The 16,136-nt window shown below is 40.7% G+C and carries 14 protein-coding genes and 1 other annotated feature; of the genes, 13 read left to right on the top strand and 1 reads right to left on the bottom strand.

Annotation, left to right across the window (positions count from 1 at the left end; genetic code table 11):
- Positions 1 to 383: 383 nt before the first annotated feature.
- Positions 384 to 1,760, top strand: coding sequence for an amino acid permease (locus tag AC4HAO_RS03055; protein ID WP_447451346.1), 1,377 nt, complete (start codon positions 384 to 386; stop codon positions 1,758 to 1,760).
- Positions 1,761 to 1,771: 11 nt separating this feature from the next.
- The gene (mmuM, locus tag AC4HAO_RS03050) at positions 1,772 to 2,719 is read left to right on the top strand and encodes a homocysteine S-methyltransferase (RefSeq protein WP_491134549.1); all 948 of its coding nucleotides are present in this window, start codon (positions 1,772 to 1,774) and stop codon (positions 2,717 to 2,719) included.
- Positions 2,720 to 2,761: 42 nt separating this feature from the next.
- Here mmuM and AC4HAO_RS03045 read toward each other — a convergent pair whose 3' ends face one another.
- The gene (locus tag AC4HAO_RS03045) at positions 2,762 to 3,937 is read right to left on the bottom strand and encodes an MFS transporter (protein ID WP_491134548.1); all 1,176 of its coding nucleotides are present in this window, start codon (positions 3,935 to 3,937) and stop codon (positions 2,762 to 2,764) included.
- Positions 3,938 to 4,581: 644 nt separating this feature from the next.
- Positions 4,582 to 4,745 (top strand) — a sequence feature (ribosomal protein L10 leader region).
- A gap of 26 nt (positions 4,746 to 4,771) precedes the next feature.
- On the opposite strand from AC4HAO_RS03045, the gene rplJ reads away from it, so the two are divergent.
- From rplJ to AC4HAO_RS02990, 11 genes are all read left to right on the top strand, one after another.
- Positions 4,772 to 5,278 (top strand): 50S ribosomal protein L10, encoded by a 507-nt coding sequence (gene rplJ / locus AC4HAO_RS03040; RefSeq protein WP_447451349.1) that lies wholly within the window; start codon positions 4,772 to 4,774, stop codon positions 5,276 to 5,278.
- Between the two features lie 71 nt (positions 5,279 to 5,349).
- Positions 5,350 to 5,721: a 50S ribosomal protein L7/L12 gene (gene rplL / locus AC4HAO_RS03035; RefSeq protein ID WP_447451350.1), complete on the top strand. Its 372-nt coding sequence runs from the start codon at positions 5,350 to 5,352 to the stop codon at positions 5,719 to 5,721.
- Between the two features lie 616 nt (positions 5,722 to 6,337).
- Positions 6,338 to 7,006 carry a sugar transferase gene (locus tag AC4HAO_RS03030; RefSeq protein WP_491134547.1) on the top strand — a complete coding sequence of 223 codons (669 nt, stop codon included), beginning with the start codon at positions 6,338 to 6,340 and terminating at the stop codon, positions 7,004 to 7,006.
- Between the two features lie 43 nt (positions 7,007 to 7,049).
- The gene (locus tag AC4HAO_RS03025; RefSeq protein ID WP_491134546.1) at positions 7,050 to 8,498 is read left to right on the top strand and encodes a flippase; all 1,449 of its coding nucleotides are present in this window, start codon (positions 7,050 to 7,052) and stop codon (positions 8,496 to 8,498) included.
- 9 nt (positions 8,499 to 8,507) lie between these two features.
- Positions 8,508 to 9,299 (top strand): DUF4422 domain-containing protein, encoded by a 792-nt coding sequence (locus tag AC4HAO_RS03020; RefSeq protein ID WP_491134545.1) that lies wholly within the window; start codon positions 8,508 to 8,510, stop codon positions 9,297 to 9,299.
- A 59-nt stretch (positions 9,300 to 9,358) separates the two neighbouring features.
- Complete coding sequence (gene glf, locus AC4HAO_RS03015) at positions 9,359 to 10,468, top strand: UDP-galactopyranose mutase (RefSeq protein WP_491134544.1); 1,110 nt, start codon at positions 9,359 to 9,361, stop codon at positions 10,466 to 10,468.
- Between the two features lie 124 nt (positions 10,469 to 10,592).
- Positions 10,593 to 11,627 carry an acyltransferase gene (locus AC4HAO_RS03010; RefSeq protein ID WP_491134543.1) on the top strand — a complete coding sequence of 345 codons (1,035 nt, stop codon included), beginning with the start codon at positions 10,593 to 10,595 and terminating at the stop codon, positions 11,625 to 11,627.
- A 153-nt stretch (positions 11,628 to 11,780) separates the two neighbouring features.
- Entirely contained in the window at positions 11,781 to 13,148 is a 1,368-nt protein-coding gene (locus AC4HAO_RS03005; RefSeq protein ID WP_491134542.1) for an O-antigen polymerase, read from the top strand.
- A 49-nt stretch (positions 13,149 to 13,197) separates the two neighbouring features.
- Positions 13,198 to 14,025 carry a LicD family protein gene (locus tag AC4HAO_RS03000; RefSeq protein ID WP_491134541.1) on the top strand — a complete coding sequence of 276 codons (828 nt, stop codon included), beginning with the start codon at positions 13,198 to 13,200 and terminating at the stop codon, positions 14,023 to 14,025.
- 11 nt (positions 14,026 to 14,036) lie between these two features.
- A complete protein-coding gene (locus tag AC4HAO_RS02995) occupies positions 14,037 to 14,984 on the top strand; it encodes a glycosyltransferase family 2 protein (protein WP_491134540.1) in 948 nt (315 codons plus the stop codon).
- A gap of 27 nt (positions 14,985 to 15,011) precedes the next feature.
- The gene (locus AC4HAO_RS02990) at positions 15,012 to 16,136 is read left to right on the top strand and encodes a glycosyltransferase (RefSeq protein WP_491134539.1); all 1,125 of its coding nucleotides are present in this window, start codon (positions 15,012 to 15,014) and stop codon (positions 16,134 to 16,136) included.

Here is a 16,136-nt window from a genome sequence, read left to right as displayed (position 1 = left end):
TCTAGGAGGCTTACCCTGAGTAAATTAGCCTGAGCGACTTAGCCCTAGCCTAATAAGTTAGACTGACTTAGGTATGCTAGCTCGTGATAGGGCTGGCGGCCAAGTCTCGTGATCTTGACCGATGCTAAATTGGGCTAGGTGGTTATTCTTGTTGATAATCCACCGCCCACGGAAAAAGGCAACCGATAAAGCCGGCCTCCTATCACAGCAGCGTGTGCAGCTATAAATAGACAAAGAAAGAAGCAGCAGAGGCTGGTCTTGAAGAACAGGGCTCTTCTGCTTTTTCTATAGTCTCTTTCTATACCGCGTGATAAAAAAATTCAATGGTTCTGGTGTCTCAAAACTGTGGTATGATTAAGGGACAAGAATTTTTTGGAGGCCCTATGGAAAATCACAATTTTGAAAATGAAGGTCAGTTCCAGCGTAAGATGAGCAGCCGACATCTGCAGATGCTATCAATCGGTGGTATCATCGGTACTGGTCTCTTCCTGAGTTCTGGCTATGCCATTGCTCAGGCAGGTCCGCTTGGTTCGGTCTTGTCCTATCTTTTTGGCTCTGTCATGGTCTATCTGATCATGTTTTCTTTAGGAGAGCTAGCCGTAGCCATGCCGGTTACAGGCTCTTTTCATACCTATGCGACCAGATTCATCAGTCCGGGGACTGGCTTTACTGTTGCCTGGTCTTACTGGCTTTGCTGGACTGTAGCTCTGGCATCCCAGTTCATCGGAGCGGCTAACCTCATGCTGCGTTGGTTCCCCGGCGTGCCTGTCTGGGTTTTTGCAACTGGTTTTGCAGCTTTAGTTTTTTTGGTCAATAGTTTGAACGTCAAGTGGTTTGCTGAGACTGAGTATTACTTTTCTAGTATCAAAGTCTATGCCATTATTCTCTTTATCCTATTAGGAGGGCTAGCAATTTTTGGGATACTTCCATATGAGGGAAGTCATCAGGCACCACTCTTGACTAATTTCGTCAAAGACGGGCTCTTTCCCAAAGGTCTCTTAGGAGTCATCACTGTGATCCTATCGGTCAACTATGCCTTTTCAGGGATTGAGTTGATCGGAGTGGCTGCAGGAGAGACTGACAATCCTAAAAAAGAGATTCCCTTTGCCATTAAGTCTACTATTGGACGCTTGGTGTTCCTCTTTTGTCTGACTATGGCAGTGCTAGCAGCCTTGATGCCAGCGAGTCAGGCGGGTGTCGTAGAAGCGCCCTTTGTCGTCGTGTTTGACAAGATTGGGATCCCTTTTGCAGCAGATCTGATGAACTTTGTCATTCTGACTGCTATTTTGTCCGCAGCTAATTCTGGACTTTATGCCTCTGGCCGCATGCTCTGGTCACTAGCCAATGAAGGCATGATCAGTAAGAATATCGTCCGTATTAATGATAACGGTGTGCCAATGCGCGCCATGATCCTCTCAATGATCGGTGTTGTGATTGCTTTGATTGCCAGTATCTATTATGAAAAGACTATTTTCTTAGCCCTAGTATCAATTGCGGGATTTGCCGTTGTGGTGGTTTGGCTATCAATCCCGATCGCCCAGATCAACTTTCGCAAGCGTTGGCTCAAAGAGCATCGCTTGGATGAATTGGACTACAAAACACCACACAGCCCGATACTGCCTTATCTAACAATCCTTCTCCTTATCGTTTCTATCATCGGAATCGCTTGGGATCCCTCTCAAAGAGCCGGCCTTTATTTTGGCGTCCCCTTTGTCATTCTTTGCTACATTTATCATTTTATCCGCTTTAAAAAGTGGTAGAAAGGACACTTATGGGAACATTTCAATCATTACTACAATCACAGGATTATATTATCTTGCACGGTGCCTTGGGGACCGAGTTGGAGTACCGAGGGCATGATGTTTCCGGTAAACTCTGGTCGGCCAAGTATCTCCTAGAAAATCCTGATTATATCCAAGATATCCATGAAACCTATCTGCGAGCCGGCAGCGATATTGTGACAACCTCCAGCTATCAGGCAACCCTACCCGGACTTTTGGATTACGGGCTCAGTCAAGAAAAGGCTGAAACAGTCATCGCCCTGACTGTCACCCTAGCCAAGCAGGCTCGCGATAAGGTTTGGAATGAACTTAGCGACCAAGAAAAAGCCAAGCGTCCCTTTCCTTTGATCAGCGGAGATGTGGGGCCTTACGCAGCTTATCTGGCCGATGGCTCCGAATATACGGGACAGTACGGCTCTATCACAAAAGAGGCACTCAAGGACTTCCACCGTCCGCGAATTGCACTCTTGATCCAAGAAGGGGTAGACCTCATAGCTCTGGAGACCATACCCAATTTCCTTGAAGCACAGGTTCTCAGTGAACTTTTGGCTGAAGAATTTCCAGAAGTCGAGGCTTATATGAGCTTCACCTCGCAGGATGGACAGACCATTTCGGATGGTACAGATATTGCAACAGTTGCTGAGCTCGTGAATGCTAGTTCACAGATTTTAGCTGTGGGACTGAATTGTAGTTCACCCAATGTCTATCATGAGTTTCTGAGTCGGCTGAGACAGTGCACTCAAAAGCCCCTTGTCACCTATCCCAATTCTGGTGAAGTTTATGATGGAGCCAGTCAAACGTGGACTCAATCGGCTGACCATTCTCACAGTCTATTAGAAAATACTAAAGACTGGCACAAACTTGGTGCCAAGGTTGTTGGAGGCTGCTGTCGTACGCGACCGCAGGATATTGAAGTCCTATCTGGAAATCTTAGGTAAAGAACAATCGCCTTCCCCTGCAGGAAGGCGATTGATTGTTTCTTATAAAATTTTATCGACTCTCTCAAAGGTAACCAGAGCCCCGCTTACAATGACTGTAACCAAGGCTAGAATCCACAGCAGTGCATCCCATGTTCCAAAAATTTCCTGACTGTAGCCGAGGACAATGGGGCCAATTGAGGCTAAGAGATAACCGCCAGTTTGAACCATTCCTGAAAGGCGAGCCGTATTTTGAGCATGGCTTGTTTTGAGATTGAAACTAACCAACATATAGGGAAATAACGCAGCTACTGACAAACCTAGGCTGATATGACCGATTGCCCAAAGAAAATAATCAGCTGGCGAAAGCAGCAGGATAGCCAACCCCAATATGGTCAGCCCAACAAAACCAAGCATGATCGCGGTTCTTGCTCGACGTTTTTGTCGGCTTACCAAGGAGGGGATTGTCAGAGACATGGGCAGACTGACCAGATTGTAGAGGCCAAGCAGGGAGCCTGCCTGATCAGCCGACATACCAGAAGCTTGTGATAGTGTCGGCAGCCAGGTTAACTCTGTATAAAAGAGCAGAGACTGCAGGCCTCCGAAGACCAACATAGCAAGGGCGTAGGGGTTTTTCCAGAGATTTTGCGAGTGGCTGTTTTCTCCTTGTGCGCTTTCTTTTTGGATTTGACGAGGATTTCTGGTATTGGGCAGCCAAAGGATGAAGCCTAACAGGATAATACCTGACAGCAGGAGAATAAAACCACGCCAGCTAAAAACACTCGATATTGGGGAAGCTAAAGAGGTCAGGATAGTAGAAGAGAGCCCCATAACGCTGGTATAAAGCGTAGTGTAGGCACCAGCCTTGTGGGGAAAATAAGTAGCGACAATACTGGGGAGCAAAACATTGACACAAGCAATGGTTGCTCCGATTAGGATGGTTCCTAGATAGAGGGTAGGTAATGAGATAATACGAAGCGCTGACCCCATTGCCATGATTAGAAGTACCGCAGCAATCAGCCGCTCAAGACCAAAGACGCGCGCCAGTTTAGGGGCTAGCGAAGAAAAAATTGCAAACATGAGCAGCGGAATAGAAGTCAAGGCCCCTAGCGAGCTGACAGATACCCCCAGACTTTTAGCGATATCAGGTAGGATAGTTGGAATAGTGGTAAATGGAGAACGCATAGCAATCCCCAGCATCATCAAGCCTATAATAATCCAGAATATTCGTTTTTTCATTACAAAACTCCGTGTTCAATTAAGATACGGCAGAGGTTTGTTATCTAAGCGCTTCGCACTTGATAACAAACGCCAATCACTATGGTGAATTGGCTACCTCTCCCACTAACTTCGTTTGGTTAGTAAAATCGACTAACCAAACGAAGTGTCGCAAGGGCGTCAAAAGCGACTAGGATTTTAGGAAGATGACGCTGTATGCTGGCATACAAGGCAGCTTATCTAAATCCCGAGCTTTTAGCCCGTGTTCAGTTAAGTTAAGATACAAAGAAGCGGTTCGCTTAGCGAAAATCTCTGACTGAAAAATATGCGACAGACGCCGTGTCCTTGGACACAAGGAAGTCGGTCTTTTTTCCGAAGAGATTAGCTTCGTGTTCAATTGGCAAAATATCGCTAAGACCTTAGGTCTTGCTCTACTACACAAACTACTATGGTAGTTTGCTATGCCAATTACTAACTTCGAACCTTCGGTATGATCGACCGTAGGTTCGAAGTGTCGCAATTCTCAAGATACGGCAGGTTTGTTATCTAAGCACTTCCATCATATCAAAATCAGACGAGCTTTTCACCCTAGTCTAAGAAAGATTTTTCATTTTATTTTATACGTAAGCCTTGACACTTATTTAGATCCATGTTAGTATAATGCTTAGGTTTTATATAACCGACCTAAGACAGCAGGGGAGTTCAACTCATAAACATCCTGCCGAGGCACAAAAACGTAGGACTAAAAGACTCAGAAATTTTCTGGGCTGCTATAAAACGTATTTGTACTTTCGTGTCTGGGTTTGGATGCGATTTTTTTCGTTTCCAGACAAAATAATAACGGAGGTAAAACTAATGAGTGAAGCTATTATTGCAAAAAAAGCCGAACTGGTCGAAGTCGTTGCTGAAAAGATGAAAGCTGCTGCGGCTCTTGTGGTTGTTGATTCACGTGGTTTGACAGTTGAGCAAGACACTAATCTTCGTCGCTCACTTCGTGAAAGCGGTATTGAGCTGAAAGTGATCAAAAACTCAATCCTGTCACGTGCAGCTGAAAAAGCTGGTCTCGACGACATGAAAGACCTTTTTGTTGGACCATCTGCTGTAGCCTTTTCAAACGAAGATGTTGTAGCACCAGCAAAAATCATCAACGACTTTGCAAAAGAAGCTGACGCACTTGAAATCAAGGGCGGTGCAATCGAAGGTGCTGTTTCTTCAAAAGAAGAGATCCAAGCATTGGCAACCCTGCCAAACCGCGAAGGTATGCTTTCTATGCTCCTTTCTGTACTTCAAGCGCCAGTGCGCAACGTTGCTTACGCTGTCAAGGCTGTTGCCGACAGCAAAGAAGAAGACGGTGCTGCTTAAGCAGTTCATCGCAGTTGGTAGCCTAGAGCTACAGCCTATCTAAAACAAAAACATATTTGGAGGAAATGACAATGGCATTGAACATTGAAAACATTATTGCTGAAATTAAAGAAGCTTCAATCCTTGAATTGAACGATCTTGTAAAAGCTATCGAAGAAGAATTTGGTGTAACTGCAGCCGCTCCTGTAGCTGCAGCTGGCGCAGCTGGTGCAGAAGATGCAGGTGCTGCTAAAGATTCATTTGATGTTGAATTGACTGCTGGCGGTGACAAGAAAGTTGCTGTTATCAAGGTTGTTCGTGAAATCACTGGCGAAGGTCTTAAAGAAGCTAAAGCTCTCGTTGACAATGCACCATCAGTACTTAAAGAAGGTGTAGCAGCAGCTGAAGCTGAAGAAATGAAAGCTAAGCTTGAAGAAGCTGGAGCAAGTGTAACTCTTAAATAATAGGGCCGCTGCTCAAATTGTTAAGCCATCACCATCTGGTGGTGGCTTTTTAGGTGCACTTGATTCATATGATATTGAGATACTGTGGAGGTTGGCACCGTCAGGTGATAGACGGCCAAAGCCTGCTGCCTAAAAAGAGAAAAGCAGCAAAGCTCTGAACCTTAAAATAAGAGAGCGAGGAAAATCAAAATTGTGATTTTATCATAATTACTGACTGAATCTCCCCTCCTTTTTTAAATTTTTTAGGAATTTTGTCTCGTAAATTATGATAAATAGAAGCTTAGACCTGTATAATGTAGAAGAATTCGCATTTTAGCAGGATGTCCTGATGCGACTTTTACTATGACGAGGCACTTTTTTTGACAGGTGATATATCGAATGAATTTTAAAGAAGAATACGTCCGCAGTAGCAGAGAGTCTTGGTCTAAGCAACCCTCATTTCTCCCCTATGCTAGACTGATGGCACTGAGATTTTTACTTAAAAATTTCAGTTTGGTGACATTGTAAAACGTATGTAAAAATGATAAAATGATAAGCGATATCGCTGTATTTTTAATATTATCTGGGAGAGTAATATCAGGGCATATTTTCTTAGAATAGGAAGTGATAAAAATTTATGGGAAATGGGCTAACATTGGAGCATGAAATAACAGCAAAACAAGGCATCTACAATCGCTATATCAAACGCAGTTTAGATATTGTGGTCGGTCTTGTCGGTACTGTTGTTTTTTTCTTGCCTTTAGCTGCTATCATTCTTTGCTGTTATTCATTTGGCAAGGACAAGGGGAGAGTTGTTTTTACCCAAGAGCGAATGGGGCTAAATGGCCAAACCTTTAAAATCATCAAATTCCGCTCTATGGTGGAAAATGCCGAAGAAATGCTCAAGCAAGATAAAGAGCTCTATCAGAAATATCTGTCTAATGGTTATAAATTCCCCGAGGGCGAGGATCCCCGCTTAACTAAAATCGGTGGCTTTATCCGCAGGACAAGTTTGGATGAATTTCCTCAGTTTATCAATATTTTAAAGGGAGATATGAGTTTTGTTGGTCCTCGGCCAATCTTAGCTGCTGAACTCGAGGAATATACAGAGCAAGGAAAGAAAGAATTGCTGTCGGTGAAACCAGGTGCTACAGGCTGGTGGCAGGTTTCTGGACGCAGCGATGTTTTATATCCTGAGCGTTGCCAGCTAGAACTTTATTATCCGCGGCATTTTTCTTTTAGATTAGATGTCAAAATAACTCTTTTGACGGTGAGACAAGTATTAAGCGGAAGGGGAGCTCACTGATGATAAAGATTTTGCCGATTGAGAAGAGAGTGGTGGAAAGCTGATGGCTGAAAAGAAGATTTCTGTTCAGATGAACATCATCATGAATTTCATTTTGACCATTTCGAATATTGTCTTTCCCTTAGTAACCTTCCCTTACGTCTCGCGGGTTCTTTTGCCGGTGGGGACTGGTAAGGTAGCCTTTGCGACCTCTATCGTGTCCTACTTTGCCATGATTGGGATGCTGGGCATTCCGACCTATGGCATTCGAGCCTGTGCCAAGGTGCGCGATGATAAGGAGCGGCTGTCCAAGACAGTTCAGGAGATTATGGTCATCAATGGCCTAGCCATGGCGCTATCGCTGACTGCTTACCTAGTCGCTATCGCTGCAGTCCCTCGCATGGCTCAGGATAAAACGCTGTTTATGATTAATATTGCTACCCTCGTTTTCAACTTAATCGGCTGCGAGTGGCTCTATAAGGCTTTGGAACAGTACGCTTACATTACTGTACGCTCGATCGTTCTTAAGTTCGTATCCTTGGCGCTTATGTTTCTGTTGGTTCACGATCAGGGAGATTATGTCATTTACGGAGCTATTACCATTCTGGCTAGTGTGGGTTCGAATTTCTTTAACTTCATCAATCTGAGACGCCACCTCAAGCTTAAGTGGTATGCTAATATGGATCTGCGCCAGCATCTTCAGCCTATCTTTAGCTTTTTTATGATGACAGTAGCGACGACTATCTACACCAATCTGGATGCCGTCATGCTGGGCTTTATGAAGGGGGATGCGGCTGTCGGTTATTACAATGCCTCAGTCAAAATCAAGGCTATCTTGGTCAGTCTTGTAACATCGATGGGCAGTGTTCTCTTGCCTCGTCTGTCTTACTATGTTAAGCATGAGCGTAAAGAGGAATTTTATCGCCTGAGCGTGAGGTCCCTGCAGTTTATTGGTTTTATTGCGATTCCGCTCTGGGTCTATTTTACCCTCTTTGCTAAGCAGGGCATCTATTTCCTGTCAGGGACGAGCTACACAGGCTCTATCCTGCCCATGCAGCTGATTATGCCGACGCTCTTTTTGATCGGCCTATCCAATCTCTTGGGGATCCAGATTTTGGTGCCGACCGAACGGGAAAATGAGGTGCTCAAATCAGTGGCCCTAGGTGCAGTAGTCGATCTCATCATCAATACCATCTGCATTCCTCGTTTTGGCGCAGCAGGAGCAGCCTTTGGCACTCTGGTGGCCGAGACCTTTGTCACTGCCTACCAAATCTATGTGCTGCGTGATTTTCTCAGAGAGATTCTATCTCAGCTGCACTACTATAAAAACTTCCTAGCGACACTTTTAGCGAGTTTAGCAGCTCTAGCGCTCTATATAGGGCTCTTGAGCGGAGCCTCAAATTTTCTTATCTTGGCTGTAACAGCGACTGTATTTGGATTGGTTTACGTCCTTGTCAGCCTTGTTATCAGGGATGATTTCATCCGCTATCTTTATCATTATTATAAGAAGTAAGGAGTAGTTGTGAAAGACATTACGTTGCTTGTGGCGGCGCATAAACCTTTTGTCATGCCGCAGGATACCAAGCTTTATCTGCCGATCCAAGTCGGCGCTAAAGGCAAACCTGATATTGGTTACACGCCAGATGATAGAGGTGAGAACATCTCAGAGCGCAATCCATACTACAGCGAACTGACAGGGCTCTACTGGGCTTGGAAGAATCTGGATTGTGATTATCTGGGGCAGGTACACTATCGGCGGTATTTTGCTAAAGATGGGGTGCGTTATAAGGAAGGTCTGGATATCAATCAGGTGGTGCTCAGTCAGGAGGACTGTGATAGGCTCTTGGAGCAGGCTGACGTCATCGTTCCCAAGCGCCGTAAATACTATATCGAAACCCTTTATTCCCACTATGCCCACACCTTTGATGGTAGTCATTTGGACGAAGCGAGGGCCATTATCGAGCAAATTCAGCCAGACTATCTGGCGGCCTTTGACCGGGTTATGCAGCAGCGCTCAGGCTATATGTTTAATATGTATCTGATGTCTAAGACAAATTCGGATGCCTACTGTGCTTGGCTTTTTCCGATTTTGCAAGAGCTCTACCAAAGGATCGATACCAAGGTTCTAACAGCCTTTGAAGCCCGTCTCTTTGGCCGAGTCAGTGAAATCCTCTTCAATGTCTGGTTGGATAAGCAGGATCTCACAGTTAAAGAAGTGCCCTTTATCTACATGGAAAAGGTCAACCTGTGGAAGAAGGGGCTGTCCTTCCTGCAAGCCAAGTTCTTTGGTAAGAAATACGGAGCCAGCTTTTAAAGAGCAATCACTTTTTGTGCTTGTAGTAGATGAAATGAGTTTAATGAAAAGAGAATACGATGTCACAATATGATTATTTAGTTGTTGGTGCGGGTTTGTTTGGGGCTGTCTTTGCCCACGAAGCGGCCCTCAAGGGTAAGAGGGTCAAGGTGATTGAAAAGCGCGACCATATCGCTGGCAATATCTATACCAAGGAAGTGGAAGGGATCCAAGTACATGAGTACGGGGCTCATATCTTCCATACGTCTGACAAGGAAATCTGGGATTATGTCAACCAGTTTGCAGAGTTTAACCGCTACACCAACAGTCCCATTGCTAATTATAAGGGGGAAATCTACAATCTGCCCTTCAATATGAATACTTTCAACAAGCTCTGGGGTGTGGTGACACCGCAGGAGACTCAGGCTAAGATTGATGAGCAGCGGGCGGTCCTAGGTGGTAAGAAGCCTGAAAATCTCGAAGAACAGGCTATTTCGCTGGTTGGAACCGACATCTATGAAAAGCTGATTAAGGACTATACGCAGAAGCAGTGGGGCAAACCAACGACGGAACTCCCTGCCTTTATCATCCGTCGTCTGCCGGTGCGCCTGACCTATGACAATAACTACTTCAATGATACCTATCAGGGGATCCCAATCGGGGGCTACACCCAGATTGTTGAGAAGATGCTGAATCATGACAATATTGATGTGGAGACAGGCGTTGACTTCTTCGCTAAAAAGGACCAATACTTGGCAAACTTCCCTAAGATTGTCTTTACTGGTATGATTGATCAGTTCTTTGATTACCAACTGGGTGAGCTGGAATACCGCAGCCTGCGCTTTGAGACAGAGATCCTCGATATGGAAAACTATCAGGGCAATGCGGTGGTCAACTATACGGATGCAGAGACACCGTACACACGGATCATTGAGCACAAGCATTTTGAGTTTGGCACCCAGTCCAAAACCATCATCACCAAGGAACATTCTAAGACATGGAGCCGTGGAGGTGAACCCTACTATCCCGTCAACAACGATCGCAACAACCACCTCTACAAGGAATACAAGAAATTAGCTGACCAAGAAGGTCAGGTTATCTTCGGCGGCCGTCTCGGACACTACCGTTACTATGACATGCATCAAGTCATCGCCGCCGCCCTGCAGTGCGTGAGAAGTGAAGTGGGGTAATTATCAGCAGCATAGATCAGATCTTAAAGGATAAGGTATCTACGATCTATCTTGTTATTTTATTATTCCTTGAAATTGACGCAAAAATCGATAAAGATTTGACCAGAAAAAATTATGTACCTTTATGAACAGAACACAAACTAGAAACTCCTCATTTGAATTATTAAGGATATTATCCATAGTAATGATTATTTTTCATCATTTTGCCATCCATGGGGATTTTACAATGGTGGGAGAAACAGACTCTCTCCTTGCTAGAATTTGGTATTATTTTATTATAATGGGTGGCAAAGTAGGTGTGAATATCTTTATTCTTATTTCTGCCTATTTTTTGAGTGCAAGCCAAAAGAAACTTAATTTATCAAAATTAGTAAAGTTTTGGGGACGGGTTATATTTTATTCTTTAGCACTTTTAGCTTTAGGAGCAATCTTTGGCTCGGATCAAGTTGATATAAAGTTTGTTATTAAATCTTTCTTACCCATAACTTTTTCTATGTGGTGGTTTGCAACAAGCTACTTTATACTTTATCTTCTGCATCCCTTTATTAACAAGGGGTTGCAGCAGTTAAGCAAAACTAATTATCAGCAATTGTTAGCGGTGCTGATTACCATTTTCTCTCTGGTTCCCACTTTTTCAGGAACCACTCCTGACTATACAGAATTGACTTGGTTTTGTACACTGTATTGTATCGGCGGTTATATCCGAAAATTTGGCTTGTTAGAAAGTTTCAGCAAAAAGATTCTAACAGCATTTGTGACGCTCATTGTTTTGCTAAATCTTGTTGTTACAGTTATGCTTAGCTCTTTAACTGATAAATTTGGAGCCCTTCGAGAACACGTAATTTATCTCTACGATGAAAATAAGTTACCAATAGTGTTGATATCTGTATTATTGTTTCTAATCTTTAAGAAGATACAGTTATCTCACTCAAAAGTCATAAACACCATTGCTTCTACCAGTTTTGCCGTATATTTAATTCACGATCATCCGATTGTAAGACCGTTTCTATGGGAAGAGCTATTTCATGTGAATCAGTATCAGGACAGCTGGTTGATTATACCTGCGTCAATAGTGATTGTTCTATTAGTCTACAGTGCTTGCACCGCTATTGATTTAATAAGAAAAAGGATAATCCGCAGCAAAGTCCCCCTAAAATAAAAGGGTCTTCGTTAGTTGTGATTGGTAGTTCTTTGACTATAAGTTTGGGGAACTTAAGTATCGCAGCACCCACTTTAATAAAGAAGTGCTGTGGTTAATTTTTATTATTTTGAACATGGCGTAGTTAATTATTTAGTTACTCAGGAGAACAGTATGCTTTTTCTTTTAATAGGCGTAACCTTATTATTTACACTTTTTAATTATAGATTGGTTAATCGAGATTTTCTTGATCCATCAGTTGTTTTTCCTGCAATCTTTTTTGCTCAATCAGTGATGTGTCTGTTTGCGTTGACTTATCTCAAGTTAACTTTTCATTCGGAAGTTGTCATGATGATTTCGATTTCCTCATTATTATTTACCGTATTTACTATGATAAATAGTAGAACTAGTAATAAACAAAGGCAATTAGCACTCAAAAAAGATAATAAAGACACTTTGGTGTATTTAAATATACCAACTGTGGTCACCCTCATATTTATATTTTTGTTTCTCTATACTATATATTTAAAATATCAGCACCTTACACTATTATCTAATGCGGTGGGGCAGTCTGGAAGCACATTATCTGAAAAGATTTCATTATACGACAGTCTTACAAAATTTAATATAGATGCCTACCGTAAAATAGGTGTTTATCCTCCTTCATACTATAATATTTTAAGCATATTAGCACAATCATTTGGTTATTTAACGATATATGTAGCTATTACCAATTATATTATGAGAAAGAGCATGAACTTATTACAAATAATTATTGTTCTTTTAATGATGATATTTATGTATTTAGTTGGTAGTCGGTCAGTAATTTTTCGATTAATGACTTTTTCAGGGATTATTTACTATGTCCTTTATTTAAAACATCAGGGAAATTTTAACTATAATAAAAAATTAATAAGACGTATTGCTTTAGGATTATTAACCATATTTGCGCTGTTTATGACAACTTTGAGCCTATACGGACGTACAAATAACTATAATGCTTTTCATTATCTGTTTATCTACACGGGAGCACCACTTTATAATTTAGATGTCTTTACTCAAAATACAATATTACCAATTCATCAAGAGTATTTTGGCCAGCAGACATTTATTAGTTTGTATAACTATATTCTACCTAAGCTCAATTTAATTCCTCGTCCTTTAGATATCCCATTTGTTAGGTATGATTCTACATATGGCCTAGGAAATGTTTATACAACCTTTTATCAATTTATATATGATTTTGGTTACCTTGGTTTTCTCCCATTAATAGCTATAGTTGCTTGGTACTATACATACTTTTATAATAAAATAAAAAATACCAACCTTTCAAAAGGTGGGCTTGATTTTAAATTATTTGTCTACGCATTTTTATTTAATGATTTAGTTATGTTGTTCTTTTCAAATCGTTTTTATGAAACAATCTTAAATATGGATACCATAAAAATTTTTATTGTTACATATTTACTGGCACCTCTTATTTTTGAAAAATCAATTAGACTAGGAAAAATTAAAATCAAATTGTTTAGTGTCGCACATTAATATGGATTTGTATTATAATGCCACTAAATAATCATATTATGAGGAAACAATGCTAAAAAAACTTCTTAAAAAAAGACATGAAAAAATCCAATCCCGTGTTCAGGTAGATTTATTCTGGGAGAAAAAAGAGGAAATCAACAGCATTCACTACCGTATGTTGGCTGATTTTGATCAGTTTTGTGCAGAGCACGGTATTGAATACTGGCTTGAAGGCGGCTCACTGATTGGTGCCTATTTCCACCAGGCTATTATCCCGTGGGATGATGATCTGGATTTGGCTATGACCCGTGAAAACTGGAATAAGTTAGAAGCCCTCAATCCTCAATGGGAGGATATGGTCCTTCAAACCTATGGGAACGATAGGGGATTTAACAGTGTCAAATTTCATAAGCTCAGAGATAAACATTCTTATCTCAATGATGGTCGTTACTGGTCTTCAGAGTCTAACGAATACCAAGGTATGTTTGTGGACATTTTTGTTTATGACGATACCGATATTCCCAGCTATAATCAAACAAGTTTCAGCCACAAATGGCGTTTACAAACAGAACTCTACAGTCGGATGTTTTATAATGTCTGTAAATTCTATCCTTTTGAAAAACTCAATCGTCGCAGTTTAGAAAGACATTACAGCCATGATCCTAGTGCTAAATATATGCGCTTGGACTATCGCTGTAGCACCCGTGAAAATAAGCACTATTTCCTTGAAAAGAAACGTGTATTTCCTCTTCAAAAGGTCAAGTTTGGAGACGGTGAATACCCGGCGCCAAAAGATATCAAGTATTATCTTCATACCCAGTATGGAGATATCGTTAAATATCCACCAAAAGAAAAACAAGTGCCTTCGCATTTGATTGAGTATAAAAAATTTGACTAGGGGTAACTAACATGATTAGTGTCATCGTTCCTTGCTATAATTCAAAACAAACTTTAAAAACATGCTTTGAAAGCTTGATGAAGCAGACTTATGAAAATGTTGAATACATTTTTATTGATGATGGTTCAACCGATGAAACTCTCAATTTGTTAAATGAATTAAAAGATCACTTTTCCGATCGATATATTATTATTAAAAATCAAAAAAATCGGGGGGTGTCAGCGGCAAGGAATGTTGGTCTTAGTATTGCAACGGGGCAATATGTAACCTTTGTAGATCCTGATGACTGGGTGGAGTCTGAGTTTCTTACCAAACTAAGAGCTGGCATGACAAATGATGTTGACTTATCAGTAGTTGGAGTTTTAAAAAGCACTGATAAACCTCATCAAAAAGGACTAGATGTTGAAGAAATATCTTCACAAGGTTATTTCAAAAGAATGTTTTGGGATAGTCAGGTTAAGGGGTATCCCTGTAATAAGCTTTATCGCATGGATATAGTAAAACATAATAATCTTGCTTTTAGAGAAGATATTGCTGTCATGGAAGATTTAGAATTTAATGTGCACTATTGGCATTTTGTAAAAACAGTTTCTATTTCAAATGAGCAACTTTACCATTATGAAATTACTGAAACGAGTGCAATGAACTCAATTTGGACAGATAAAAAAATGACCTTTATTAAAGCATTTGACTATATGAGATCAGATGGGGATTTATTTAAAGAACTATCAGACGTTTTAGAATTAGACTATACTAGAAGTCTACTTTGGGGAATTGGTCAGCTGTACAGAAAAGGTAGTCAAAACGATATTGGCAGGAATGAGGAAAAATTATTTTCTGAATTGGGTAAAAATAAGTTCTTATTCTTGAAAAAAGGTTATATTGTTGGATTAAAATATTATACAGCCTACCTTCTATATTGTATCAATAAAAAATTATTGAAATTAGTCATAAGATGACTTTAGTGTCGTAGTAAGGAGTAACTAGTGTATAAAGTATTAATGCTAGGCATGTCTCCCAATTTAGCAGGGACAGAGATGTTTATCTATAACTACTATAAAGCATTTGATAAAAGTAAAATAAACGTTGATTTTATTAAACGTGTCAATCAGAAAATCATATTTGAAGATGAGCTAATAGCAAACGGCTCAAGGATTTATTATATTCCTCAAAAAAGGAAAAATTATAAACTTTATAAAAAAAGTATGAGATACTTTTTTGAACAGCACGCCTCAGAATATGATGCTATTTGGGATAATACAATGCTTCTATCTAATATTGACTTCTTTGTCTATGCCAAGAAATATGGCATAAAGGATAGGATTGTTCATAGTCATATTTCCAGTACTACTAATAAGTCAATCAAAAGAATCCTTCATGAAATTAATAAACAAAGGATACCCTATCTAGCTAATAAATTTTTCGCCTGCTCAAATGTAGCAGCTGATTTTTTATATAGCGGGGAGACTCGTAAAAAGGCTTATGTTATCAATAATGCTATCGATATTGATAAATATAACTATAGTGAGGAAGATGCTAGACTTTTGAGAGAAAAGTATGACTTAAATGGTAAAAAGATAATTGGGACTATCGGCCGTAGTTCTGAGCAGAAGAATCATATTTTTTTAGTAGCCCTTGCAAAAGAATTAGCTAGTCGAAAAGAAGCATTTAAAATTGTGGTTGTAGGAAATGACTCTGAAAGTCCTCTTGATAAGGAGCTGCGTGAGCAAATCCGAGAAAATCATTTGGAAGATTATTTTCTTTTAGCCGGTAAACATCGGAATATCAGTAGTTGGCTTAGTTTGTTTGATCTTTTTGTTTTGCCTTCTTTATTTGAGGGGTTACCTTTTGTAGCAGTTGAAGCTCAGGCTAATGGTCTACCCTTACTATTAAGCGATGGCATATCAAAAGAAACTAGGATTATGGAGCATGTAGCTTTCTTATCTTTATCCGCTCCCATTCAAGAATGGGGAGATCAAGCTTTAAAGTTAGCCAATGTTCAAAGAAACACTAGAGAAAGTATCTATGAGACTTTTGCTGATAGGGGCTATATCTTGGAGCAAAATTGCAAAAATATCGAAAAGTTATTGTTGGAAAGCAAAACTAACTAG

The sequence above is a fragment of the Streptococcus sp. ELY_137 genome, assembly GCF_058314515.1.
The sequence above is the reverse complement of the archived record's forward strand: the minus strand, read 5'-3'. Positions and strand labels throughout refer to the sequence as shown.

Excerpts from the sequence above, each read along its gene's own strand:
- AC4HAO_RS03055 (WP_447451346.1), top strand. The coding sequence starts at position 384 with ATGGAAAATCACAATTTTGAAAATGAAGGTCAGTTCCAGCGTAAGATG.
- mmuM (WP_491134549.1), top strand. The coding sequence starts at position 1,772 with ATGGGAACATTTCAATCATTACTACAATCACAGGATTATATTATCTTG.
- AC4HAO_RS03045 (WP_491134548.1), bottom strand. The coding sequence starts at position 3,937 with ATGAAAAAACGAATATTCTGGATTATTATAGGCTTGATGATGCTGGGG.
- rplJ (WP_447451349.1), top strand. The coding sequence starts at position 4,772 with ATGAGTGAAGCTATTATTGCAAAAAAAGCCGAACTGGTCGAAGTCGTT.
- rplL (WP_447451350.1), top strand. The coding sequence starts at position 5,350 with ATGGCATTGAACATTGAAAACATTATTGCTGAAATTAAAGAAGCTTCA.
- AC4HAO_RS03030 (WP_491134547.1), top strand. The coding sequence starts at position 6,338 with ATGGGAAATGGGCTAACATTGGAGCATGAAATAACAGCAAAACAAGGC.
- AC4HAO_RS03025 (WP_491134546.1), top strand. The coding sequence starts at position 7,050 with ATGGCTGAAAAGAAGATTTCTGTTCAGATGAACATCATCATGAATTTC.
- glf (WP_491134544.1), top strand. The coding sequence starts at position 9,359 with ATGTCACAATATGATTATTTAGTTGTTGGTGCGGGTTTGTTTGGGGCT.
- AC4HAO_RS03010 (WP_491134543.1), top strand. The coding sequence starts at position 10,593 with ATGAACAGAACACAAACTAGAAACTCCTCATTTGAATTATTAAGGATA.
- AC4HAO_RS03005 (WP_491134542.1), top strand. The coding sequence starts at position 11,781 with ATGCTTTTTCTTTTAATAGGCGTAACCTTATTATTTACACTTTTTAAT.
- AC4HAO_RS03000 (WP_491134541.1), top strand. The coding sequence starts at position 13,198 with ATGCTAAAAAAACTTCTTAAAAAAAGACATGAAAAAATCCAATCCCGT.
- AC4HAO_RS02995 (WP_491134540.1), top strand. The coding sequence starts at position 14,037 with ATGATTAGTGTCATCGTTCCTTGCTATAATTCAAAACAAACTTTAAAA.